Source organism: Pseudonocardia lacus, from assembly GCF_018531445.1.
Lineage (GTDB): Bacteria > Actinomycetota > Actinomycetes > Mycobacteriales > Pseudonocardiaceae > Pseudonocardia > Pseudonocardia lacus.
Genome location: NZ_JAHDTH010000065.1, coordinates 12590 through 35826, shown reverse-complemented (window position 1 = coordinate 35826; position 23237 = coordinate 12590). Strand labels below are relative to the sequence as shown.

18 protein-coding genes are annotated in these 23237 nt (G+C 74.6%); 11 read left to right on the top strand and 7 right to left on the bottom strand.

Going from position 1 to position 23237, the window contains the following annotated elements; genetic code table 11:
- Nucleotides 1-148: 148 nt before the first annotated feature.
- On the bottom strand, nucleotides 149-1357 hold the full coding sequence (locus KIK08_RS15980) for a PQQ-dependent sugar dehydrogenase (protein ID WP_308257668.1): 1209 nt from the start codon (nucleotides 1355-1357) through the stop codon (nucleotides 149-151).
- A gap of 189 nt (nucleotides 1358-1546) precedes the next feature.
- Between KIK08_RS15980 and KIK08_RS15975 the strand changes: the two genes are divergently transcribed.
- Nucleotides 1547-4906: a S41 family peptidase gene (locus KIK08_RS15975; RefSeq protein ID WP_214403941.1), complete on the top strand. Its 3360-nt coding sequence runs from the start codon at nucleotides 1547-1549 to the stop codon at nucleotides 4904-4906.
- 16 nt (nucleotides 4907-4922) lie between these two features.
- Here KIK08_RS15975 and KIK08_RS41030 read toward each other — a convergent pair whose 3' ends face one another.
- Both KIK08_RS41030 and KIK08_RS15965 read right to left on the bottom strand, forming a co-directional pair.
- Nucleotides 4923-5240 carry an antibiotic biosynthesis monooxygenase gene (locus KIK08_RS41030; RefSeq protein WP_214403940.1) on the bottom strand — a complete coding sequence of 106 codons (318 nt, stop codon included), beginning with the start codon at nucleotides 5238-5240 and terminating at the stop codon, nucleotides 4923-4925.
- On the bottom strand, nucleotides 5237-5791 hold the full coding sequence (locus KIK08_RS15965) for a GNAT family N-acetyltransferase (protein WP_214403939.1): 555 nt from the start codon (nucleotides 5789-5791) through the stop codon (nucleotides 5237-5239). Before KIK08_RS15965 ends, KIK08_RS41030 begins: the two co-directional genes overlap by 4 nt.
- A 190-nt stretch (nucleotides 5792-5981) precedes the next feature.
- On the opposite strand from KIK08_RS15965, the gene KIK08_RS15960 reads away from it, so the two are divergent.
- From KIK08_RS15960 to KIK08_RS15920, 9 genes are all read left to right on the top strand, one after another.
- The gene (locus KIK08_RS15960; protein WP_214403938.1) at nucleotides 5982-6893 is read left to right on the top strand and encodes an ABC transporter ATP-binding protein; all 912 of its coding nucleotides are present in this window, start codon (nucleotides 5982-5984) and stop codon (nucleotides 6891-6893) included.
- On the top strand, nucleotides 6890-7630 hold the full coding sequence (locus tag KIK08_RS15955) for a hypothetical protein (protein WP_308257667.1): 741 nt from the start codon (nucleotides 6890-6892) through the stop codon (nucleotides 7628-7630). The genes KIK08_RS15960 and KIK08_RS15955 overlap by 4 nt, the downstream gene beginning before the upstream one ends.
- A 686-nt stretch (nucleotides 7631-8316) precedes the next feature.
- Complete coding sequence (gene mfd, locus KIK08_RS15950) at nucleotides 8317-11889, top strand: transcription-repair coupling factor (protein WP_214403937.1); 3573 nt, start codon at nucleotides 8317-8319, stop codon at nucleotides 11887-11889.
- 86 nt (nucleotides 11890-11975) lie between these two features.
- Entirely contained in the window at nucleotides 11976-13190 is a 1215-nt protein-coding gene (locus KIK08_RS15945; RefSeq protein WP_214403936.1) for a sensor histidine kinase, read from the top strand.
- On the top strand, nucleotides 13183-14283 hold the full coding sequence (locus tag KIK08_RS15940) for a hypothetical protein (RefSeq protein ID WP_214403935.1): 1101 nt from the start codon (nucleotides 13183-13185) through the stop codon (nucleotides 14281-14283). Before KIK08_RS15945 ends, KIK08_RS15940 begins: the two co-directional genes overlap by 8 nt.
- Entirely contained in the window at nucleotides 14268-14954 is a 687-nt protein-coding gene (locus tag KIK08_RS15935; protein ID WP_214403934.1) for a response regulator, read from the top strand. Before KIK08_RS15940 ends, KIK08_RS15935 begins: the two co-directional genes overlap by 16 nt.
- Before the next feature lie 199 nt (nucleotides 14955-15153).
- Entirely contained in the window at nucleotides 15154-16065 is a 912-nt protein-coding gene (locus KIK08_RS15930; RefSeq protein ID WP_214403933.1) for a peptidylprolyl isomerase, read from the top strand.
- A gap of 4 nt (nucleotides 16066-16069) precedes the next feature.
- Nucleotides 16070-17014: a nucleoside triphosphate pyrophosphohydrolase gene (locus KIK08_RS15925; RefSeq protein WP_214403932.1), complete on the top strand. Its 945-nt coding sequence runs from the start codon at nucleotides 16070-16072 to the stop codon at nucleotides 17012-17014.
- Nucleotides 17015-17066: 52 nt separating this feature from the next.
- The gene (locus tag KIK08_RS15920) at nucleotides 17067-17855 is read left to right on the top strand and encodes a lytic transglycosylase domain-containing protein (protein ID WP_308257666.1); all 789 of its coding nucleotides are present in this window, start codon (nucleotides 17067-17069) and stop codon (nucleotides 17853-17855) included.
- Nucleotides 17856-17976: 121 nt separating this feature from the next.
- On the opposite strand, the gene efeB is transcribed toward KIK08_RS15920, so the two are convergent.
- The 4 genes from efeB to KIK08_RS15900 all read right to left on the bottom strand — a co-directional run bounded on the left by efeB (nucleotide 17977) and on the right by KIK08_RS15900 (nucleotide 21804).
- Nucleotides 17977-19215, bottom strand: a complete 1239-nt coding sequence (gene efeB, locus KIK08_RS15915) for an iron uptake transporter deferrochelatase/peroxidase subunit (protein ID WP_214403931.1) — start codon at nucleotides 19213-19215, stop codon at nucleotides 17977-17979.
- A complete protein-coding gene (gene efeO / locus KIK08_RS15910) occupies nucleotides 19212-20366 on the bottom strand; it encodes an iron uptake system protein EfeO (protein WP_214403930.1) in 1155 nt (384 codons plus the stop codon). Before efeO ends, efeB begins: the two co-directional genes overlap by 4 nt.
- A 38-nt stretch (nucleotides 20367-20404) precedes the next feature.
- Nucleotides 20405-21235 (bottom strand): iron uptake transporter permease EfeU, encoded by an 831-nt coding sequence (gene efeU / locus KIK08_RS15905; protein WP_214403929.1) that lies wholly within the window; start codon nucleotides 21233-21235, stop codon nucleotides 20405-20407.
- A gap of 152 nt (nucleotides 21236-21387) precedes the next feature.
- Nucleotides 21388-21804 carry a tetratricopeptide repeat protein gene (locus tag KIK08_RS15900; protein ID WP_214403928.1) on the bottom strand — a complete coding sequence of 139 codons (417 nt, stop codon included), beginning with the start codon at nucleotides 21802-21804 and terminating at the stop codon, nucleotides 21388-21390.
- 136 nt (nucleotides 21805-21940) lie between these two features.
- Between KIK08_RS15900 and eno the strand changes: the two genes are divergently transcribed.
- The gene (gene eno / locus KIK08_RS15895) at nucleotides 21941-23233 is read left to right on the top strand and encodes a phosphopyruvate hydratase (protein WP_214403927.1); all 1293 of its coding nucleotides are present in this window, start codon (nucleotides 21941-21943) and stop codon (nucleotides 23231-23233) included.
- The last annotated feature ends 4 nt before the right edge of the window (nucleotides 23234-23237 follow it).

Here is a 23237-nt window from a genome sequence, read left to right as displayed (position 1 = left end):
CAATCCGACACGGCGTCATTCCAGCATTCAGATGCTGTCGCCGGTGGACTACGAAGCAGCCCACACCCCGCCAGACCAAGATCGCTGACCCCACACCGTCAGTGTCCGGCGCTGGGGGCCAAGCTCACCTCAACGGAGCGGCGACACCTCAGACCGGCGTCACCCGCAGGATCTTGTCGTCGCGCCCGTTCGACGTCGACACCAACAGCGACCCGTCCGGCGCCAGGCGCACCCCGCGCAGCCGCCCGAACTCGCCGTCCAGCGGAGCCGGTTTCAGCACCTCGGCGACGGAACCGTCCTCGGCCAGGCGCATGACCAGCAGCTTCTGCCCGCGCAGGGCGCCGACGGCGAGTGCGCCGTCCAGGTCGCCCCACTGGGGCCCGGAGATGAACTCGGCCCCGGAGATCGCCTCGACGGGGCTGCCGGAGCTCCAGATGGCGGCGACGGCGTCGGGGAAGCGGTCGAGGTCGGTCATCGGGACGTCCTCGTCGTAGCCGCCGACGGTGCCGCCCTGGGACGGGTCCCAGCCGTAGTTGGCGCCGGGTTCGAGGTGGTTGACCTCGTCGTCGGTGTCGGGGCCGTGCTCGGCGGAGAAGACGTCGCCGGTGTCGGGCTGGACGGTGACGCCCTGCACGTTGCGGTGGCCGTAGGTGTAGATCAGCCGGCGGGCTGGGTTGGCGTCGTCGACGAAGGGGTTGTCGGGGGCGGGGCCCGCGGTGTCGACGTCGATGTGCAGGACCTTGCCGCCCAGCGAGTTGAGGTCCTGGGGGATGGTGCCGCGGGCGGTGTCGCCGGTGGCGACGTAGACGGTGCCGTCGGGGGCGAGGGTGGTGCGGCAGCCGGAGTGGCGGCCGGACGGGTTGATCGGCAGGCCGCCGAGCAGCGGGTTCGCGACGCGCGTGGCCGACCCGCCGTCGGCGGACAGCTCCCAGGTGACCAGCCGGATGTCGGTGGCGGTGTCCTCGACCTGGTTGGTCTGGCAGGTGGTGAAGCGGCGGGTGCGGTCGAAGTCGGCGTGCACGACCAGGCCCATCAGGCCGCCCTCGCCGTTGACGAAGACGTCGGAGAAGTCGGCGTCGACCGGGGTCACTGTGGCGCCCGGCTCGGTTCCCGAGAGCAGCGAGACGCGGCCGTCGCGCTCGGTGAACAGGACCTGGCCGTCGGGCAGGAAGCCCATGTCCCAGACGTGGCTGAGCCCGTCGGCGAGCACGTCGACCGTCAGGTCGGGCATGCCCGTTCGCGGGGCGGCGACGGGGGCGGCGGCCGAGGTGGTGATCGGCGCCGTGGTCCGGGGTGGGGTGGTGGTCGGCGCGGCGGAGCAGCCGGCGAGCGCCACGGTCGTGGCGACGAGGGCCACGACCGTGCGCCCGCCGGCCCGTCCCCGGGACGCTGCGTGGGTCGCCCGGTACCAATCCGGTGACCCGTCCCCCCGTCGTGCTCGATGCCGCGGCATGGGGGGATTCTGCCGATGCCCGGGTGAGGGTGGGGTGTGCAGGGTCCGAGCGGGCGCGATCGGGTCGGCCGGGGGTCGCTACCGTCTGCTGTCATGGCCCGCAGCTACCTCCGCTTCCCCCACCTGCACGGCGACACGCTCGTCTTCGTGGCCGAGAACGACGTGTGGACGGCTCCGCTGGGCGGCGCCCGGGCCTACCGCCTCACCGCCGACGACGTGACGGCCTACTCGCCGTACCTCTCACCGGACGGCGGCCGCGTGGCCTGGACGACGCTGCGCCACGGCGCCCCCGAGGTCTACGTGAGCGACGTGGACGGCGGCGGCGCCCGCCGGCTGACCTACTGGGGCGACCCGCGGGTGCGGACGATGGGTTGGGGCCCGGACGGTGACGTGCTGGCGCTGAGCGCGGCGGGGCTGGCCGCGCACGGGCGGGCCTGGGCGTACTCGGTGCCGGTCGAGGGGGGCACGCCGCGCCGGCTCGACCTGGGGCCGTGCTCGGCGGCCGCGCTGTCGGCCGACGGCCCGGTGGTGCTGCTGAGCAGCGTGATGACCGAGCCGGCGGCCTGGAAGCGCTACCGCGGCGGCACCGTCGGCAAGCTGTGGGTCGACCCGGACGGCTCCGGGGAGTTCGCCCGGTTCGCCGCCGAGCTGGACGGCAACATCGCCGCCCCCATGCTGGTCGGCTCCGGCGCGGACCGGCGGGTGGCGTTCCTGTCCGACCACGAGGGCTGGGGCAACCTGTACTCGCTCGCCCTCGACGGCTCCGACCTGCGCCGCCACACCGACCACGGCGGCGACGGCGCCCCGGCGTTCTACGCCCGCCACGCCAGCACCGACGGCGAGCGGGTGGTCTACGAGTCGGCGGGCGAGCTGTACCTGGTGGAGTCGCTGGACGCGACGAGCGCCCCGCGCCGCCTCGACGTGCACCTCGGCGGTCCGCGCCGGGCCCGCGAGCCGTTCCGGGTCAGCGCGGCCGAGGAGCTGACGTGGGCGCAGCCCGACCGCACCGGGCGCTCCAGCGTGGCCCTGGTCCGCGGCACCGTGCACCGGCTCACCCACCGCGACGGCCCGGCCCGCACCCTGCTCGCCGAGCCGGGGGTGCGGGCCCGGCTGGCGCGTCCGCTGGGTGCCGACCGCGCGGTCTGGGTCGACGACGCCGAGGGCGAGGACGCCGTCGTCATCGCCCCGCTGGACCCGCGCGCCGAGGACGCCGAGCCGCTGGCGCGCCACGGCGTCGGCGAGGTCGGCCGGGTGCTGGAGCTGGCGCCGTCGCCGGACGGGAAGGCCGTGGCGCTGGCCGCGCACGACGGAAGGCTGCTGGTGCTCGACACCGCCTCCGGCGAGCTGCGCGAGCTGGCCCGCGGCGCCGACGGCGAGGTCTCGGACCTGGCGTGGTCGCCGGACAGCGCCTGGCTGGCCTACTGCGACCCGGTGGAGTCCGGGCTGACCCGGATCATGATCGCCCGGCTGTCCGACGACACGCTGGTCGCGGTGACCGCGCCGCGGTTCGTCGACGCCGACCCGGTGTTCACCTCCGACGGCAAGTACCTGGCGTTCCTGTCGCGGCGGACGTTCGACCCGATGTACGACCAGCACTCGTTCGACCTGGCGTTCCCGGTGTCGTGGCGGCCCTACCTGGTGCCGCTGGCGGCGCGCACGCCCTCGCCGTTCGGGGCGAGCCCGGACGGGCGGCCCGTCTCGCCGGGCGACGAGGGCCCCGAGGACCCGCCCGCATCGGAAGCCGCCGACGGCGAGGAGGAGTCGGCCGAGGCGGAGGAGAAGGCCGACGGGAAGGCGGACAAGCCCGACGGGAAGTCCGACGACCCGCCCGAGGTCGTCGTCGACGTCGACGGGCTGGCCGACCGGGTCGTGCCGATCCCGGTGGTCGCCGCCCGCTACAGCGGGATGCGGGCCGGCAAGGACTGCCTGCTGTGGTACCGGTTGCCGGTGTCCGGGGTGCTGGGCGACGCGCGTGCCGAGACGAACGAGCGCCGCCAGCGCCCGGTGGTGGAGCGCTTCGACCTGAAGCGCCGCAAGCTCGACGTGATCGCCGACCCGGTGTCGTGGTTCGCGGTCAGCGGCGACGGCCAGCGGCTGGTGGTCGCCGACCGCGAGACGCTGCGCGTGCTGCGGACCGACCGCTCGTCGTCGAGCGCCCCCGACAACGACGACGCCGACGAGTACGTGGTCGACACCCGCCGGATCGTGGTCACCGTCGACCCGGCCCGCGAGTGGCGCCAGATGTTCGACGAGGCCGGCCGGCTGATGCGCGACCACTTCTGGGTCGAGGACATGGCCGGGGTCGACTGGGCGGCCGAGATGGCGCGCTACCGCCCGCTGGTCGACGCCGTCGGCAGCCACAACGACCTCGTCGACCTGCTCTGGGAGCTGCAGGGGGAGCTGGGCACCTCGCACGCCTACGTCAGCGGCGCCGGCGGCGGCGACTTCTCCGGCCGGCCGGGCCTGCTGGGCGCCGACCTCGCGCCCGCCGAGGACGGCTGGGTGGTCACCCGGGTGCTGCCGCCGGAGACGTCGGCCCCGGCCGCGCGCAGCCCGCTGTCCGGGCCCGGGGTGGACGTGCGCGCGGGCGACGTGGTCCTGGAGGTCGGCGGCGTGCCCGTCGACCCGGCCTGGGGCCCGGCCCCGCTGCTCGTCTCGCGCGGCGGGGAGCTGGTGGAACTGACGGTGCGTTCGGGCCCGGAGCGTGCGGACGCCGGCGAGATCCGCCGCGTCGTGGTGCGCCCGCTGGACTCCGAGGCCGCCCTGCGCTACCAGGACTGGGTGGCCGGGCGGCGGGCGTTCGTCGCCGACCGCTCCGAGGGCCGGCTGGGCTACCTGCACGTGCCGGACATGATGGCGCCGGGCTGGGCGCAGCTGCACCGCGACCTGAGCCGGGAGACCGCCCGCGACGGCCTCATCCTGGACGTGCGCGGCAACGGCGGCGGGCACATCTCCCAGCTGGTGGTGGAGAAGCTGGCCCGCCGGGTGATCGGCTGGGACCACCGCCGGCACGGCCAGCCCACGACATACCCCAACGACGCCCCGCGCGGCCCCGTCGTGGCGGTGGCCGACGAGATGGCCGGCTCGGACGGCGACATCGTCACCGCCGCGATCAGGCGGTTGGGCATCGGCCCGGTCGTCGGGACGCGCACGTGGGGCGGGGTGATCGGCATCGACGGCAGATACGACCTCGTCGACGGCACGGGCGTGACCCAGCCGCGCTACGCCTTCTGGTTCGACGACACCGGCTGGGGCGTGGAGAACCGCGGCGTCGACCCGGACGTCGAGGTGGTGGTCCGCCCGCAGGACTGGGTCGCCGGGGCCGACCCGCAGCTGGAGCGCGCGATCGACATGGCGATGGCATCGCTGGCCGAGCGCCCGGCGGCGAGCCCGCCGGACCCGGCGACCCGGCCGTCGCGGGTGCGCCCGGAGCTGCCGCCCCGGCCCGCCTGACGGCCGGCCGCCGCCGTCAGCCGGCGCCCGGTGCCCGCACGGTGACCTCGTAGTGCCGCACGGTCGAGGCGAAGTCGATCAGCGCGGCCGCGGCCGCGGGTTCCACGACCGCGCGGCCGGGTTCGTCGCCCGCGAAGCGCTCGATGGCCGCGCGCGTCTCCCACCGGGTGACGACCAGGAGGTGCGTGCGGTCGCCGGTGCCGTCCTCCATCAGCTCGGCGCCCAGGAAGCCGTCGAGCCCGTGCAGCTGGGGCAGGACGGTGGCGGTGAAGTGCTCCCGGTACCGGTCGGCGCCCCCGGCCGTCGCGCTCGCGCTCCAGACCCGCGCGATCACCGCGCGGCTCCGGCGCCGACCCGCGCGGCCGGCAGGTCCAGCACCCAGTTCTGGCCCACGAGGTCGTGGCCGAAGCTGCGGTGCGGCGCGGAGTCGACGAGCCGGAAGCCGTGCGCCTGGTAGATCCGGCGGGCGGCGACGAGCACGTCGTTCGTCCAGAGCGTGATCCGCCGGTACCCGGCCGCCGCGGCGAACTCGAGGCAGGTCGAGACCAGCCGGTCGCCGAGGCCGAGGCCGCGGGCCGCCGGGTCGACGAGCAGGATCCGCAGCTTGGCGGTGCCGTCCTCGGCGGCGGGCACGCAGAACACGCACCCCCGGCGCACCCCGTCGACCTCGGCGATCCAGGCCGACTGCCGGGACGGGTCGTGGTCGGCGGAGTAGTCGGCGACGATGCGCGCGACCAGCGCCTCAAACGAGGGGTTCCAGCCGAACTCGGCGGCGTAGACCTCGCCGTGCGCCATCACCACCCAGCCCAGGTCGCCGGGCGCGCCCAGCTCGCGGATCGTCACGCGGCGGTCGCCCCCGGCCCCCGGCTCCGTTCGTCCGGTCATCGTCGCTCCTCTCGGCCAGCCGCAACTGAAACGACTGTTTCAGTCAGCATGCCCACCCGTCCCACCGCGGGCAAGACCCCTGGCCCCTGCCCGGTGGCGTTCGGGCTCAGGGACCGCTCGGGGTGATACCCGGATCCGGGCGGGCCCCCGACGCGGTGTGCTTCTGCGCAGACGCGAAGGGGGAGCGGATGTGATTGAGGTCAGAGGCCTCACGAAGCGGTTCGGGCGCACCACCGCCGTCGACGACCTGTCGTTCGACGTGCGGCCGGGCACCGTGACCGGGTTCCTCGGGCCGAACGGCGCCGGGAAGTCGACGACCATGCGGATGGTCCTCGGGCTGGACCGCCCCAGCGCGGGCGAGGCGCTCGTGGCGGGCAAGCGCTACGCGGAGCTGCGCGATCCGCTGCGCACGGTCGGCGCGCTGCTGGACGCCAAGTGGGTGCACCCCAACCGGTCAGCGCGCTCGCACCTGCGCTGGCTGGCGCGGTCCAACGGGCTGCCGGCCGGGCGGGTGGACGAGGTGCTGGACACCGTCGGGCTGACCGCGGTGGCCGGCAAGCGGGCCGGGACGTACTCGCTGGGCATGTCCCAGCGGCTGGGCATCGCCGGGGCGCTGCTGGGCGACCCGCAGGTGCTGCTGTTCGACGAGCCGGTCAACGGGCTCGACCCGGAGGGCATCCTGTGGATCCGCCGGCTGATGCAGCGCCTGGCCGCCGAGGGCCGCACGGTGCTGGTGTCCAGCCACCTGCTCTCGGAGATGGCGCTGACCGCGACCGAGCTCGTGGTCATCGGGCGCGGGCGGCTGGTCGCCCAGGGCCCGACCGCGCAGTTCGTCGACGGCGGGGCCGCGGTGCTCGTGCGCGGGCCGCGACCGGACGCCATCGCCGGCGCGCTGCGGACGGCCGGGTACGAGGTCGTCGAGGAGCCGGCCGGGCTCGTGGTGGCGGGCGCGACGACGGAGCAGGTGGGGGAGGCCGTCGGGGCGGCCGGGCTGGTGCTGCACGAGCTGGCGCTGCGCCGCGGCTCGCTGGAGGAGGCGTTCATGGAGATCACCAAGCAGGACGTGGAGTACGCCTCGACCGGATCGGGGGTGCCGGCGTGAGCGCGTCGGGGCTGGTGGCGGCGGAGCGGATCAAGCTGGGCTCGGTCCGCTCGCCGTGGTGGTGCGCCGCGCTGGCCGTGCTCGGCGTGGTCGCGCTGACCTCGCTGGTGGTGCTGATCGAGCCGGGCGAGATGAACGACGCGCCCGGCGGCGCGGGCTCGAACCCGTTCCTGCTGTTCGGGCTGATGCTGGTGCTCGTGCTGGCGGCGGTCTCGGTGACCACCGAGTACCGCTACTCGACGGTGCGGCTGACGTTCGAGGCCGCGCCGAACCGGACGGCGGCGATGCTGGCGAAGGCCGTCGTCGTGGCCGTCGTCGGCGCCGTGATCGGGCTGGTCGCGGCGCTGGGCGCGTGGGTGGCGGTGGGGCTGCTCGACCCGCTTTCCGACGTCGCGCTGCGCACGTACGACGACTGGTGGGTGCTGCTGAGCCCGGGCCCGGTGTTCGCGGTCTGCGCCGTGATGGCGCTGGGGGTGGGGATCCTGGTCCGGCACACCGCGGCCGCGGTGTCGATCGTGCTGGTGTGGCCGCTGATGGGGGAGCAGCTGATCTCGGCCATCCCCGGGTTCGGCGAGGCGGTCACGCCGTGGCTGCCGTTCATCAACGCCGGCAACGCGATGTCGACCGGCGGCGAGGGGCTGCCGTTCGGCCCGGTGGGCTCGCTGGCGTACGTGGCCGGCATCACCGCCGTCGTGTTCGCCGCGGCGATCGTGGTGGTCAACCGCCGCGACGCCTGAGGCGCTGGTCTGCGAGGACGTGCCCGGGGCGGGGGCGCGCAGCGTGGGGTGGGTCTCGCAGCGCCGGGTGGGTTTCGCAGCGCTGGGTGTGGCGCGCAGCGTGGGGTGTGTTGTCGCAGCGCGCCGGCGGGCTGCGAACACCCGCCCAGCGCTGCGCCACCGCGCCCGGGCTGCGAGGACGCGCTCCGCAGGAGCCCGAGCGCTGGCGCCGGGACGCCGGACTCCCGTTCGGTCGTCTCGGTGCGGGAGTCGGGGTGGGTCTCGCAGCGCTGGGTGTGTCTCGCAGCGTCGGGTGGGTTGTCGCAGCGTGCCGGCGGGCTGCGAGTACCCACCCAGCGCTGCGCCACCCCGCCCGGGTTGCGACGCCGTGCCCCCCACCCCCGCCGGTGACATCGTCCCCGGCCGCCACGACAGCGGCTACTGGGCCGGCGAGGCCCTGCCACGCCGGCGTTCCCCGCCGGCCACCGCTGACCGCCACCGCCGAACCGCCGCGCGCGTCCTGATGCCCGGGCGATCGTCCGTCCGGCCGCGACGGGAGCCCCCGGACGCCCGGACGTGCTTACAGGTGCACGTGCAGTGGAGCGGAACGGGCGGGCGTAGGCTGGGGAGAAGGCCGCACCCGGGCCCTCGACCCGGGCAGTGGTCTGTTCTGCGTGCGCTCCATCTGCCCGGGGGGAATCCCGATCGTGGCCAAGCTGTCCGGTCTGCTCCAAGCCGTTCTGACCGATCACGCGATCGCGGCGGTCGTCGACGCCGGTCGCGGGGTCCGCGCCGTGGGGGTGCCGTCCCTGCAGGTCGAAGGGCCCGCGGCGCTGCGCCCGTTCCTGGCCGCCGGCCTCGGTTCGGCCGAGGGCGGCGGGCGCACCGTGCTGGCCGTCACGGCCACCGACCGGGAGGCCGACGACCTCGGCTCCGCCGCCGCCGAGCTGCTCGGCCCGGACGCCGTCGCGGTGCTGCCCAGCTGGGAGACGCTGCCCCACGAGCGCCTCTCGCCCCGGCCCGACACGGTGGGCAGGCGGCTGTCGATCTTCCGACGGCTGTCGGACCCGGCGGCGGCGCCGAGGGTCGTGGTCGCGGCCGCGCGGAGCCTGATCCAGCCGATCGCGCCCGGGCTGGGCGCGCTGGAGCCGGTGCGGCTGCGCGTCGGCGACACCCACGACTTCGACGAGCTGCTGGTGCGGCTGGTCGAGCTGGCCTACACGCGGGTCGAGATGGTCACCGCGCGCGGCGAGTTCGCCGTCCGCGGCGGCATCGTCGACGTGTTCGCGCCGACGGCCGACCACCCGGTCCGCGTCGAGTTCTGGGGCGACGAGGTCAGCGAGCTGCGCGAGTTCTCGGTCGCCGACCAGCGCTCGGTCGGCGACGTCGAGGACCTGCTCGCCCCGGGCTGCCGCGAGCTGCTGCTGACCACCGAGGTGCGCGACCGGGCCGCCGCGCTGGCCCGCCGCTTCGAGAACAACCCGCAGCTGCGCGAGCTGCTCGAGCACCTCGCCGAGGGCATCCCCGCCGAAGGCATGGAGTCGCTCATCCCGGTGCTCGTGGACGGCGAGCTGCAGCTGCTCACCGACCTGCTGCCGGCCGGTGCGCTCGTCCTGCTGGCCGACCCGGAGCGCATCCGGACCCGCAGCGCCGACCTGGTCCGCACCGGCCAGGAGTTCCTGGCCGCGTCCTGGTTCGCCGCCGGCATGACCGACGACGCCACCGCCCCGATCGACGTCGGCGCCTCGGCCTACCGCGGCCTCGCCGAGGTGCTGGAGCACGCCGAGGCCTCCGGGCGCCCGGTCGTCACGCTGAGCCCGCTGCTGTCCGGGCGCGACGACGTCCTCGCCCCCGAGGTGCACGAGGTCGAGTCCTACCGCGGCGACACCGACCGCGCCCTGGTCGACCTGCGCGCGCACGTCGCGGCGGGCGGCACCGCGGTGCTGGTGGTCGGCGGGCAGGGCACCGCGAAGCGGTCGCTGGAGCAGCTGCGCGAGGCCGACGTCCCGGCCGCGCTGGTCGACCAGCTGGTCGAGGTGCCCGACAAGGGCCTGGTCACGGTCACCTGCGGGCGGATCGTCAACGGGTTCACCGCCGGCCAGCTGGTGGTGCTCTCCGAGGCCGACCTGACCGGAAACCGGGCCGGCGCCACCGAGACCCGCAAGCTGCCCACCCGCCGGCGCAACGCCGTCGACCTGGTCACCCTCAAGCCCGGCGACTACGTCGTCCACGCCCAGCACGGCATCGGCAGGTTCGTCGAGATGCGCGAGCGCACCGTCAGCGGCGCCACCCGCGAGTACCTGGTGCTGGAGTACGCCAGCTCCAAGCGCGGCCAGCCGGCCGACCGGCTGTTCGTGCCCACCGACGCCCTCGACGAGGTCAGCCGCTACGTCGGCGGCGAGGTGCCCACGCTGAACAAGCTCGGCGGCGCCGACTGGGCCAGGACCAAGGGCCGCGCCCGCAAGGCCGTCCGCCAGATCGCCGCCCAGCTGGTGCAGCTCTACGCCGCCCGGCAGTCCGCGCCCGGGCACGCCTTCCCACCCGACACCCCGTGGCAGCGCGAGATGGAGGACGCGTTCGCCTACACCGAGACGCCCGACCAGCTCGCGGCGATCGACGAGGTCAAGGCGGACATGGAGCGCCCGGTCCCGATGGACCGGGTGATCTCCGGCGACGTCGGGTTCGGCAAGACCGAGATCGCGGTGCGGGCGGCGTTCAAGGCGGTGCAGGGCGGCAAGCAGGTGGTGGTGCTGGTGCCGACCACGCTGCTGGCCACCCAGCACCTCGACACCTTCACCGAGCGGATGCGCGCCTTCCCGGTGACGGTGAAGGGGCTGTCGCGGTTCACCGACCCGGCGGAGGCCAAGCAGACCGTCGCCGGACTGGCCGACGGCTCGGTCGACGTCGTCGTCGGCACCCACCGGCTGCTGCAGACCGGCATCCGGTGGAAGGACCTCGGGCTGGTCATCGTCGACGAGGAGCAGCGCTTCGGCGTCGAGCACAAGGAGCACATCACCGCGCTGCGCACCCACGTGGACGTGCTGACGCTGTCGGCCACGCCGATCCCGCGCACGCTGGAGATGAGCCTGGCCGGGATCCGGGAGCTGTCCACGATCGCCACCCCGCCCGAGGACCGCCACCCCACGCTCACCTACGTCGGCGCCTACGATGAGAAGCAGGTCACCGCGTCCATCCGGCGGGAGCTGCTGCGCGACGGCCAGGTGTTCTACGTGCACAACCGGGTCTCGACGATCGACCGGGCCGCGCGGAGGATCCGCGAGCTGGTGCCGGAGGCCCGGGTGGCGGTGGCGCACGGCCAGATGAACGAGGAGGTGCTGGAGCGCACGGTCAACGGGTTCTGGCACAACGAGTACGACGTGCTGGTCTGCACGACGATCGTGGAGAACGGGCTCGACATCTCCAACGCCAACACGCTGATCGTGGAGCGCTCCGACACGTTGGGCCTGTCGCAGCTGCACCAGCTGCGCGGGCGCGTCGGGCGCGGGCGCGAACGCGGGTACGCCTACTTCCTCTTCCCGCCCGAGCACCCGCTCACCGAGACCGCCCACGACCGGCTCGCCACCATCGCCCAGCACTCCGAGCTGGGCGCGGGCGCCGCCGTGGCGATGAAGGACCTGGAGATCCGCGGCGCGGGCAACATCCTGGGCGCCGAGCAGTCCGGCCACATCGCGGGCGTGGGCTTCGACCTCTACATCCGGCTGGTCGGCGAGGCCGTCGCGGCCTTCCGCCAGCAGGCGGGCGCGGGGGAAGGGGAGACCGAGGAGTCGCTCACCGAGGTCCGGGTCGACCTGCCGATCGACGCGCACGTCCCGCACGACTACGTCACCGGCGAGCGGCTGCGCCTCGAGGTCTACCGCAAGATCGCCGAGGCGCCCGACCGGGCCGCGCTGGACGCGATCGTCGACGAGCTGACCGACCGCTACGGCGAGCCGCCCACCGCGGTGCGCAACCTGCTGGCGGTCGCGGCGTTCCGCCAGACCTGCCGGGGGCTGGGTGTGGCCGAGGTGGCGGTGGCCGGCAACCTGATCCGGCTCGGTCCGGTCGATCTGCCGGACTCGGCGCAGATGCGGCTCAAGCGGTTGCACCCGAAGGCCGCGTACAAGCCGGCGGCCAGGGCGGTGCTGGTGCCCAAGCCGGTCGAGGGCGGGCGCATCGGCGGCGCCCCGCTGCGCGACGTGGCGCTGCTCGACTGGTGCGCCAAGCTGCTGCACGACCTGCTCGCGCCGCGAGCGGTGCCCACGGGGGCGGCCCGGGTGTAGCCTCGCCGGGCCGCCCGGTCACCGGGACGGGTGGCGAGACGACCCTCGAAGCGGCCGCCGGGGCGGCCAGGACCACCTGGAGTGCGGTGACCGAGCACCCCGCCCCCCACCGGTGGCAGCTGCCCTGGATCGTGCTCGACCGGTTGATCCAGCCCGCCGGCAGCGGTCGGCCGCGCACGACCGCGGAGTTCCTGCACCGCTCCGCGCAGAGCTACGCCGGCCTGGGCCGGGCGGTGGTCGGGGTGCTCGGCGCGCTGATCGCGCCGTTCGCCGGGCCGCCGATCGGGGTCGGCGCGTGCGTGGTCGTCGCGGTGTGCTTCGCGGCGTGGAGCCTCCATTACGGCTGGCGGACGCGGACCGCCCCGAACCCCGTGCTGTGCGGGCTCGACGTCGGCGTGCTGTGCGCGCTGTCCCTGGCCCAGCCGCTGCTGGTCGACCCGGTGCTGACCGGGCGGCTGGCCGGCTGGGTCACCCCGGTCGTCTCGTTCGGCGTGGTGGCGATGCAGTGGCACTTCCCGTTGCGGCTGGGCATGGTGTCCGCGGCGGCGATCGGCGTCGCGCTGGTCGTCGGGGCCGCGCTGAGCCCCGGCGTCGGGCTGCTCGGCGCGCTCGTGGCGGGCGGGGTCTGGACGGTCGTCGAAGCGGTGCTGTCGCGGCTGCTGTGGCGGCTCGTGCAGCGCGGCGGGCAGATCGCCGACGAGCGGATGGAGCGCGGCTTCGCCCAGGAGCGGGAGGCGGGCACCGCGGCGGCCCGCCGCGCCGACCAGCGCCTGCACTGGTCGACGGTGCACGACACGGCGGCCAGCACCCTGCTCATGGTCGGGCTCGGCGAGGTCCGCGGGACCGAGGCGTGGCTGGCCGACCAGCTCCGCCGCGACATCGCCGCGCTCGTCGGCGAGCCCGCCGAATCCGACGAGTGGTGCGACCTGGTCGCCGCGCTGACCGACGTCGCCGGGCGCGCGAAGGTCGCGGTGGGGCTCGACCTGGGCGCCGACGGGCCGGTGCTGGTGCCCGGACCGGTCGGGCGGGCCCTGGAGGGGGCGGTGGGCGAGGCGCTGGAGAACGTCCGGCGCCACGCCGGCACCGGCCGGGCCGAGCTGCGGATGACCGGCGCCGCGGACGGGCTCGTGGTGACGGTCAGCGACCGGGGGCCGGGCTTCGCGCCGGCGGGGGTGCCGCAGACGCGCCACGGCCTGGTGCTGTCGATCCGCGAGCGCATGGCCAGGGTCGGCGGCTCGGCCGACATCCGCTCCGCGCCCGGCGCGGGCACCGTCGTGGAGCTGGGGTGGTCGCGTGGATGACCACCCGATGGGCCGGCTGCTGCTGCGCGGGGTGCGCCAGGCGCAGTCGGTGATCCTCATCGCCATCCTGCTGCTGCTCGACCTGCCCAGCCTGCTGCCCAGCCTCGACGCCTACTCGTCGCAGTGGCTGGGCTGGCTCTGGTACGGCTTGCTGGTCGCGGTGGCCGCGGTCGACGCCGTGCTCAGCGCGCGGGGCGCGTTCTGGGGGCGCACGGCCTGGCCGGTGGCGCTGGGCGTGCTGGCCGTGTCGACCGCCGCGGCGGCGTCGCTGCCGACGTCGGAGCTGCTGGGCCCCGCGCACTACACCTTCGGGGTGGTCGGCTGGTTCGGGCTGGTGCTGTTCGCCGACCGCCGGATCCGGACGGTGGTGGCGTTCGTCCTGCTGCACGTCGCGGTCACCGCGGCGCTGCTGGCGGTGCGCGGCGTGCTCTCCGAGCAGTTGGTCACCCTGGCGACCGTGGCCCTTGGCGTCAGCTCGTTCCAGTTCGCGCTGATGGCGGCGACCCTGGTGCTGCGCGCGATCGCCGAACGCGCCACCGAGGTCGCGGTGGCCCAGGCCGAGGCGGCCACCCAGGAGGCCATCGCGCGCGAGGTGCACACCGACCGCGAGGCCCGGTACGCGGCGCTGCGCGAGACCGCGCTGCCGCTGCTGCGCGGGCTGGCCGATGGCACCTTGTCGCCAACCGACCACGCCGTGCAGCGGGCCGCCGCGGTGGAGGCGGCCCGCATGCGCAGGCTCTTCAGCGAGCAGGGCGACGAGGCGACGCTGCTGGCCGCGGAGGTGGAATCGCTGGTCGACGTCGTCGAGCGGCGCGGCGTGAGGGTGCGGTACGCGGCCCGGCCCCTCGCGGTCGAGCCCCCGCCCGAGGTACGCCGGTCGTTGGTCGAGGCGATCAGCGGTGTACTACTGGTCACCACGCGGGTGGCCCGCGTGACGGTCGGCGGCACCGGGAGGGATGTCACGGTGAGCGTTGTCACCGACGGCGACGTCGGTGGTTCGGGGGACGATGCGCCGGGAGGCGAGCACGTGCGGACGTCGACGGTCGTCGACGGCGGGCGGACCTGGGTGGAGGCCAGATGGCTGATCCCCTGACCGGCCGGCGGGGGCCGACGGTCGTGATCGTCGACGACCACCCCGCGATCGTGGACGGGGTGCGCGCCTGGTGCTCGGGAGCCGATCCGCCCATCGAGGTCGTCGACAGCGGCAACCGGCCCGCGGCGGCCTTCGCCGGGGCGGGCGCGGACGCCGACGTCGTCGTCTTCGACCTGCTCTACGGCAGCCAGCCGGACTTCTCGTCGCTGCGACGGCTGATCCAGGCGGGGCGGCGGGTCATCGTGTACTCGCAGGAGGACTCCGCCGACACCGTGCTGCGCTGCGTGGAGCTGGGCGTGGCCACGTACCTGACCAAGTCCGAGGGCGACGAGCACCTGGTGCCGGCCATCCACGCGATCGCCGAGGGCGGCACGTACACCGGACCGGTGCTCAGCGGCATCCTCGCCGGCGACCGAAGACCCGGGCGACCGGTGCTCAGCGAACGCGAGCGCGAGGTCCTGATCGCCTGGTTCGAGTGCGAGTCCAAGCAGCTGGTGGCGCGCCGGCTGCACATCTCGGTGAAGACCGTGGACACGCACATCGAGCGCGTCCGCATAAAGTACGCCGACACGGGCCGCCCGGCGACGTCGAAGTCCGCGCTGATGATCCGCGCGTTGCAGGACGGCATCGTGGACCTCGACGACTTCGACGATCTCGGCGGAGACGGCTGACGCGCCCGCGCGCGGCACCGGGGTGCGGTCGGTTCCCCTCCAGAACACCGACCGCACCCCGTTGCGCGCTGGCGGGGCAATGCAGAAGCTACGGCGCCCCGCCCGCCCGCCGTGTCGGGTGAACACCCCACACACCGGGTGAACACCCGACCCGTGACCCTGGACGGGACCGATCCGACGACGTGAGAGGGTGTCCGACGTGCGTAGGCGTGTGGTGCGGGTCGTCGTGGCCGTGGTGGCAGCGGGAGCGGTGGCGACCGGGTGCGGCGGCGTCGGCTCGCCCGGCTCCGCGGTGGTGATCGGCGACCGCGTCGTTCCGTTGGAGACCGTGCAGGACCGGATGCAGATCGCCCTGGACAAGCCCGACCAGATGTCGCGGCTCGCCGCCGACGGGCGCGGCCCGGCCGACGTCGCCCGCGGGCTGGTCACCCAGGAGGTCCTGCACGAGCTGGTCACCCGGGAGGCGGCCGCGCGCCGGATCACGGTCACCGAGCAGCAGGTCGACTCGGCGCTGGCCGACCAGGGCGGCACCCCGTCCATCCTGGAGAACACGTTCCTCGACGAGGCCGGCCTGCGCGAGCGCACCCGCGACCAGCTGCTGGCCGCGGAGATGGCCCGCGACGTCGTCGGCGGGCTCTCGGTGACCGCCGACCTGGTCGCGGCGACCTCCCGCGAGGAGGCCGACCGCACGGCGCAGACCCTGCTGCGGGGCGGCCCGGCGGCCGAGGCGCTGTTCGACAACCCGGACACCGCCGCCCGCGGGCAGACCTTCCAGGCCGTCACCGCGCCGGACGCGGCCGCGACGGTGCTGTTCAGCACCCCGGTCGGCGGCGTCGCGGCCTTCCGACCCGACCCGGGCCGGGCCACCTGGATCGTGCTGCGGGTGACCGACAGCCGCACCGACGTCCAGTCCCCGCCGGAGGCGGTGAACGCGCTCAGCCAGTCCGACCTCGTCGGCGTCGGCTACCGCCTCCTGCAGCCGGTCGCCGAGGAGATCGGGGTGACGGTCAACCCGCGCTACGGCGTGTGGGACCCGATCAGCCTGCAGGTCGTCGCCGAGGAGGACCTGTCCGGCGAGATCCTGCTGCCGAGCGCGCCGGCCGCGGGCTGAGGCGGTGCCGGGCACCCTGGTCGTCCTCCCCGCGCGGACCCCGGCGTCGGTGCCGGCCGCCGCGGTCCCCGCGCTGCGCTCGGCGGCCGTCGTCCACGCCGACGCCACCGTCACCGACGACCTGCTCGCCGAGCTGGGCGCCGTGCGCCGGGTCGGCGGCGAGCCGTTCGAGGTCCTGCTGACCACCGACCCCCACCACCCCGACGCCGCCACCGCCGACCGGGTGCTGGCCGCGCCGGAACCGGCCGGTGCCGCCCTGCTGGACGCGGTGGCCGTGATGGACCGGCTGCGCTCGCCCGGCGGCTGCCCGTGGGACGCCGAGCAGACCCACACCTCACTGCTGCAGTACCTGGTCGAGGAGTGCTACGAGCTGTACCAGGCCATCGAGGACGACGACCGCGACGCCACCCGCGAGGAGCTCGGCGACGTCCTGCTGCAGGTGCTGTTCCACGCCCGGATCGCCGCCGAGCACCCCGACGCCCCGTTCACCGTCGACGACGTGGCCGCCGACCTGGTGGCCAAGCTCGTCGGCCGGCACCCGCACGTGTTCGCCGGGAGCGAGGTCGTCGACACGGCCGAGCGCCAGGAGCACCGCTGGGAGGAGCTGAAGCGGGCCGAGAAGCGCCGGGAGTCCAGCGTGGACGGCGTGCCGCTCGGCCAGCCCGCGGTCGCGCTTGCCGCCAAGCTGACCAACCGCACGGCCCGCGCCGGGCTGCCCGCCGACCTGCTCCCGGCCGGGTCGCAGGTGGGGGAGCGGCTGTTCGCGCTGGCCGCCGCGGCCCGGCTGGCCGGCATCGACCCGGAGGCCGAGCTGCGCGGCGCCGCCCGCCGCTTCGCCGACGCGGTGCGCGCCGCGGAGAAGGCGGCGCTGGCCGACGGCGTCGACCCGCACGCCATGGACTCCGCGGGCTGGCGGACGTACTGGCAGGTCAACGCGCCACCGACCTGAACGGGGTCGCCCCTCGGAGTGGCCCGCGGGATCCGTCGCTACGGTGGGTGGTGTGGCCGTGCGCAGACGCCCCGCCGTCGTGGCTCTCGGTGTCGTCGTCGCCGCGATGGCCATGCTCCTCGGACTCGTCGTGGTCGTCGGCCTGGTGCTGGCGTCCCGGATCGACGACGCCGACCTGCCGCCCGTGCGCGGCCAGGGCGACGGGATCGTCGAGGCCGACGTCGAGCCGGACACGCCCGCCCCGCAACCGGCCGCCCTCGCCGCCGACGTCGACCTGGACGTGTGGGCCGAGGGCGTCGCCGAGGCCCACGACCTGCCGCCGAGGGTTGTGCGCGCCTACGGCGCTGCCGAGCTGACCCTGCACGCGCGGGAGCCGGAGTGCCGGCTGTCCTGGGCGACGCTCGCCGGGATCGGCCGGGTGGAGTCGCACCACGGGCAGATCGGCCCGGCCGAGGTCGACGCCGACGGCGTCGCCCGGCCCTCGATCATCGGCATCCCGCTGGACGGCACCGGCGGCACCCGCTGGATGCCCGACTCCGACGGCGGCGAGCTGGACGGCGACCTGGAGCTCGACCGCGCCGTCGGGCCGATGCAGTTCCTGCCGACCACCTGGCAGCGCTACGGCGCCGACGGCAACGGCGACGGCGTGAACGACCCCCAGCAGATCGACGACGCCGCCCTGGCCGCCGGCAACTACCTGTGCGCCGGGGGCCGCGACACCGGCACCGGCCCCGGCTGGTGGGCGGGCGTGCTCACCTACAACAACTCGACCTCCTACGGCCGGCTGGTCTGGGCCGCGGTCGAGCGCTACGCCGCCCCACCGCCCTCCCCCGACCGCTGACCCGAGGACACCCTCCCCTCGCCGCGTCCGGCCGAACGAGCGCGGCTCTCGTCCAACCCCGCCGCACGAAAGCGGCTCTCGTCCAATCCGCCGCTGATCCCCCCGGGCGCCGGGGAGGGGATCACGGCTCCAGGAGCGACTGGCCCCAGTACGCGCCCTCGGCCAGGCCCGCGGGGCAGGCGAAGACGGCCGAGCCGGTGTGCTCGATGTACTCCATGAGGTCGTCGCTGTTGGCCAGCGCGCTCTGCATCGGCACGAACTGCCCGTGCGGGTCGCGCAGGAAGGCGATGAAGAACAGGCCGGCGTCGAGGTGGCCCTGGCCGTCGCTGCCGTCGACGAAGTTGTAGCCGCGGCGCAGGATCCGGGTACCGCCCAGGTTCTCGGCGGAGGCCAACCGGATGTGGGCGATCGTCGGGATCACCGGCGAGCCCGTGGCGTCGAGGGCCGCGTAGTCGGCCAGGTCGAACTCGGCCTGCTTGCCCAGCGGCGCGCCCTCGCCCTTGTCGCGGCCGATGATGCGCTCCTGCTCGGACAGCGAGGTGCGGTCCCAGATCTCGATGTGCATCCGGATCCGGCGGGCCACCAGGTAGGTGCCGCCGTCGAGCCATGCGGGGCCGTCGCCGGGCTGGACCCAGACGTGGCGGTCGAGCTCGGCGCCGTCCTCGGCCTTGAGGTTGTGGGTGCCGTCCTTGAAGCCGAACAGGTTGCGGGCGGTGGCCTGCGCGGTCGACGTCGAGGACGTGCGTCCGAAGCCGAGCTGCGACCAGCGGACCGTCGTGGTGCCGAAGCCCATCCGCACGAGGTTGCGCACGGCGTGCACGGCGACCTGGGGGTCCTGGGCGCAAGCCTGGATGCACAGGTCGCCGCCGGAGGTGGCGGGGTCGAGCTGGTCGCCGGTGAAGCCGGGCAGCGGGGCCAGCCCGGCGGGCATGCGGTCGGCCAGGCCGAGCTTGTCGAGCAGCCCGGCGCCGATCCCGAAGGTCAGGGTCAGCGACGACGCGGGCAGGCCGAGCGCCTCGCCGGTGTCGTCGGGCGGGGCGTCGGGGTTGCGGTTGACCGCGCCGCCGGGGGTGGTCTCGGCGCCGGCGACCATCCGCTCGGCGGCCGCGGTCCACTTCTTGAGCAGCGCGATGACGCGGTCGCGGTCGTCGGTGGTGAGGTCGAGGGCGACGAAGTGCAGCCGGTCCTGGGCCGGGGTGACGATCCCGGCCTGGCGGGCGCCGCGGAACGGCACCACGGCCTCCGCCGGGCCCGGGACGGGTTCGGCCGCGGCCGTGCAGCCGGCGGCGGCGCCCACCCCGGCGAGCGCCGCACCGGCGCCCGCCAGGCCGAACAACCGCCGCCGGGACAGCCGGGTCATGACGTGACGACCCCGGCGACCTGGCTGATCGGCTCACCCAGGGCGTCCACGGCCTCGCTCATCTTGCGGGTGTCGTCCTCGGTCAGCTCGGTGTAGAGCTTGTAGCCGTCGCCGACGCGGTAGGTCTCCAGCAGGTCGTCGACGGCCTTGAAGCGCTCGTCGAGCACCGGGCCCAGGGTCGGGTCCTTCTCGTCGATGACCGGGCGCAGCGCCGCGACGGCGCCCTGGGAGCCCTCGACGTTGGCCTTGAAGTCCCACAGGTCGGTGTGCGAGTAGCGGTCCTCCTCGCCGGTGATCTTGCCGGTGGCGACCTCGTCGAGCAGTTCCTTGGCCCCGTTGGCCAGCTGCACCGGGGTCAGCTCCAGCGTCGCCACCCGGGCCTGCAGGTCCTTCGCGTCGACCATGAGCTGGTCGCCGATGGCGCCGGAGTCGGGCTGCAGGCCGTCGACCCACAGGTCCTTCTCCAGGCGGTGGAAGCCGGTGAACTCGACGCCCGGGTCGCGCTCGTCGTCCTCGCGGCCGTCCATCTTCGGGTCGAGGTCGCCGAAGGACTCCGCGACCGGCTCGATGCGCTCCCAGTAGGTGCGCGAGATCGGGAACAGCGCCTTGGCGCCCTCGACGTCGCCGGCCTTCACCGCGTCGACGAACCCCTGGGTCTTCGGGACGAACGCCTCGATCTGCGAGTTCACCCAGCGCTGGTAGCCGGCGGTGGCCTCGGCGAGTCGGGTGTCCTCGTCGACGGAGCGGGTCGCGGTGCCGGTGACGGTGAACGGGGCGCGGATGCCGTCGCCGACCATGCCGGGCTTGCAGGCGGTGGTGTAGTCGCCGCCGTCGGGGACCTCGACGATGAGCTGGCGGGTCAGGCCGGGGCCGATGTTCTCGACCTCGCCCATGATCCGGTCGCCGACGCCGTACAGGTAGAACTCGGTGACCTTGTCGCCGGTGTTGTTGATCGAGAAGGTGATGGTCCCGGCGGGTGCCCCGGGCGCGGAGACCTCGCAGGTGGTGTCGCCGGCGCTGACCGCGATCGGGCCCGCGGCCGCCCCGCCCCCGTCGCCGCCGGTCGCCGGCGGGGCGGTGCTGGTGCAGCCGGCCAGGGCGAGCGCGGCGAGCGCGCCGGTGGCGCACAGCGCGTGAGACGTGCGGGACATGGTTCTCCTCGGAGAGCGGTGGGACGGGAGCTGGGGCGCTACGGGGCGGCGGAGGTGGCCGGCGTCGGCCGTGCGCGTTGCGGTCGCAGGAACAGCGGCAGCACCACGGCCACGTAGCCGACCCAGACGATCGCCTCGAGCACGGTGGTCTGCGGGGAGAAGTTGAAGATTCCCTTGAGCAGGGTGCCGTACCAGGAGTCGGGCGGGACGGCGGCGGAGACGTCGAAGGCGAGGGTGGTGAGCCCGGGCAGGATCGCGGCCTCCTGCAGGTCGTGCACGCCGTAGGCGAGCACCCCGGCGGCCACGAACACCAGCAGGACGCCGGTGACGGTGAAGAACCTGCCGAGGTCGAGGCTGATGGCGCCGCGGTAGATCAGCCAGGCGAGCACGACCGCGACGGCGATGCCGAGCAGGAAACCGATCAGCGGTTCGGTGGTCTGCCCGGCGGCCTGGGCGGCGGTGAAGAAGAACAGCGCCGTCTCCAGGCCCTCGCGGCCCACGGCGAGCGCCGACATCAGCACGACGGCGCCCGAGCCGAGCCGGAGCGCGTCCTCCATGCGCCCGCGCAGCTCGGCGGAGATGGACCGGGCTGCCCGGCGCATCCAGAAGATCATCCAGGTGACGAAGCCGACCGCGACGATCGACAGCCCGCCGCCGAGTGCCTCCTGGGCCTCGAAGGTGAGCTGCTGCTGGGCCAGCGCGAGGCCGATCGTGACGCCCGCGCTGACCGCCACGGCGATGCCGACGCCCAGCCAGACCTTCGGCAGCACGGAACGGCGGTCGGTGCGGACCAGGAAGGCGACCAGGATGCTGACGACCAGCGCGGCTTCCAGACCCTCGCGCAGGCCGATCAGGAAGTTGCCCAGCACGCCCTCACCCCGCAGTCGGCATTTCCGCCTGCCTTTGTTAGGCAAGCCTCATCGATGGCAGGGCGAGGCTAGCTTGCTCAACCGAGCAGGGAAAGAGTTGCGCACGGCACACAGCGGTGCCGCTGGCGGAGTATTGCGATGGTACGTCCGGATTAATGATTCTCGTCGGGAATGCCCGTTTCGGGATCGCGGAACGCCATTCGCGCCCGGACCTCGCCCAGCGCCTCCTGGTACTCCGGTCGCGGGTCCATCGCGGCCGCCATCTTCAGCTGGGCGTGCGCCTCGGCGAGCCTGCCCTGCCGGTGCAGCGCCTTGCCCAGCGCGAAGCGGGCGTAGTGGTCGGCGGGGTCGAGGTCGACGACCCGGGCGAAGGCCGCCTCGGCGCGCTCCAGCTGCGCGGAGTTGAGGTAGGCCCGCCCGGCCAGCAGCTGCACCGAGACCGAGTCCGGCTGGCTCTCCAGCACCGGGACCAGCGCCTGCAGGGCGTCCAACGGCCGCTTCCGGGCGATCAGCATCTCGGCCCGGCGGAAGGACTCGAAGATGCCGTCGGAGGCAGGCTGGCTCGTCATGGTCGTTCCCAGAGTAGGTGTCCGAGGGGCGCACGGCGAGGGCTTGACGCGCCACGGCCCGGCGAACGGCGGGCGTGCGAGGGCGCCCACTACGCTGGCCGACGGACGTAGAAGCGAGGACCCGACGGGAGCACTGGTGGCGGTCATCGAGCAGGTCGGCGCGCGGGAGATCCTCGACTCGCGGGGCAACCCGACGGTGGAGGTCGAGGTCGCGCTCGACGACGGGACGCTGGCCAGGGCGGCCGTGCCGTCCGGGGCGTCGACCGGTGAGCACGAGGCCGTGGAGCTGCGCGACGGCGACCCGCTGCGCTTCGGCGGCAAGGGCGTGGAGAAGGCCGTCACGGCGGTCCTCGACGAGATCGGCCCCGAGCTGGCCGGCATGGAGGCCGTCGACCAGCGCCTGGTCGACCAGCGCCTGGTCGACCTGGACGGCACCCCCGACAAGTCCCGGCTGGGCGCCAACGCCCTGCTCGGGGTGTCGCTCGCGGTGGCGAAGGCGGCCGCCGAGTCCTCCGGGCTGGAGCTGTTCCGCTACGTCGGCGGCCCGAACGCGCACGTCCTCCCGGTGCCGATGATGAACATCATCAACGGCGGCGCGCACGCCGACAGCTCGGTCGACGTGCAGGAGTTCATGATCGCGCCGGTGGGCGCCGACTCCTTCCGCGAGGCCCTGCGCTGGGGCGCGGAGGTCTACCAGGCGCTGAAGTCGGTGCTCAAGAGCAAGGGCCTGGCCACCGGCCTCGGCGACGAGGGCGGCTTCGCCCCCGACCTGCCCGGCACCCGCGCCGCGCTCGACCTGATCGCCGAGGCCGTCGAGAAGACCGGCTACGCGCTGGGCCGCGACATCGCGCTCGCCCTCGACGTCGCCGCCACCGAGTTCTTCCGCGACGGCGCCTACCACTACGAGGGCGGGCAGCTCAGCGCCGCGCAGCTCTCGGAGACCTACTCCGAGCTGGTGCACGACTACCCGCTGGTCTCCATCGAGGACCCGCTCTCCGAGGACGACTGGGACGGCTGGGTGGCCCTGACGACCTCCCTTGGCGACCGCGTCCAGCTCGTCGGCGACGACCTGTTCGTCACCAACCCCGAGCGCCTCGACGACGGCATCAACCGCGGCGCCGCGAACGCGCTGCTGGTGAAGGTCAACCAGATCGGCACGCTGTCGGAGACCCTCGACGCCGTCACCCTGGCCCACTCCTCGGGCTACCGCTGCATGATGAGCCACCGCTCCGGCGAGACCGAGGACACCACGATCGCCGACCTGGCCGTGGCCACCGGCTGCGGCCAGATCAAGACCGGCGCCCCGGCCCGGTCCGAGCGCGTGGCGAAGTACAACCAGCTGCTGCGCATCGAGGAGGCCCTCGGCGACGCGGCCCGCTACGCCGGCGACCTCGCCTTCCCCCGCTCGGCGTCCGGAGCCGGCGCCTAGGGCG

Excerpts from the sequence above, each read along its gene's own strand:
- KIK08_RS15975 (WP_214403941.1), top strand. The coding sequence starts at position 1,547 with ATGGCCCGCAGCTACCTCCGCTTCCCCCACCTGCACGGCGACACGCTC.
- KIK08_RS15965 (WP_214403939.1), bottom strand. The coding sequence starts at position 5,791 with ATGACCGGACGAACGGAGCCGGGGGCCGGGGGCGACCGCCGCGTGACG.
- KIK08_RS15935 (WP_214403934.1), top strand. The coding sequence starts at position 14,268 with ATGGCTGATCCCCTGACCGGCCGGCGGGGGCCGACGGTCGTGATCGTC.
- efeB (WP_214403931.1), bottom strand. The coding sequence starts at position 19,215 with ATGACCCGGCTGTCCCGGCGGCGGTTGTTCGGCCTGGCGGGCGCCGGT.
- efeO (WP_214403930.1), bottom strand. The coding sequence starts at position 20,366 with ATGTCCCGCACGTCTCACGCGCTGTGCGCCACCGGCGCGCTCGCCGCG.
- KIK08_RS15900 (WP_214403928.1), bottom strand. The coding sequence starts at position 21,804 with ATGACGAGCCAGCCTGCCTCCGACGGCATCTTCGAGTCCTTCCGCCGG.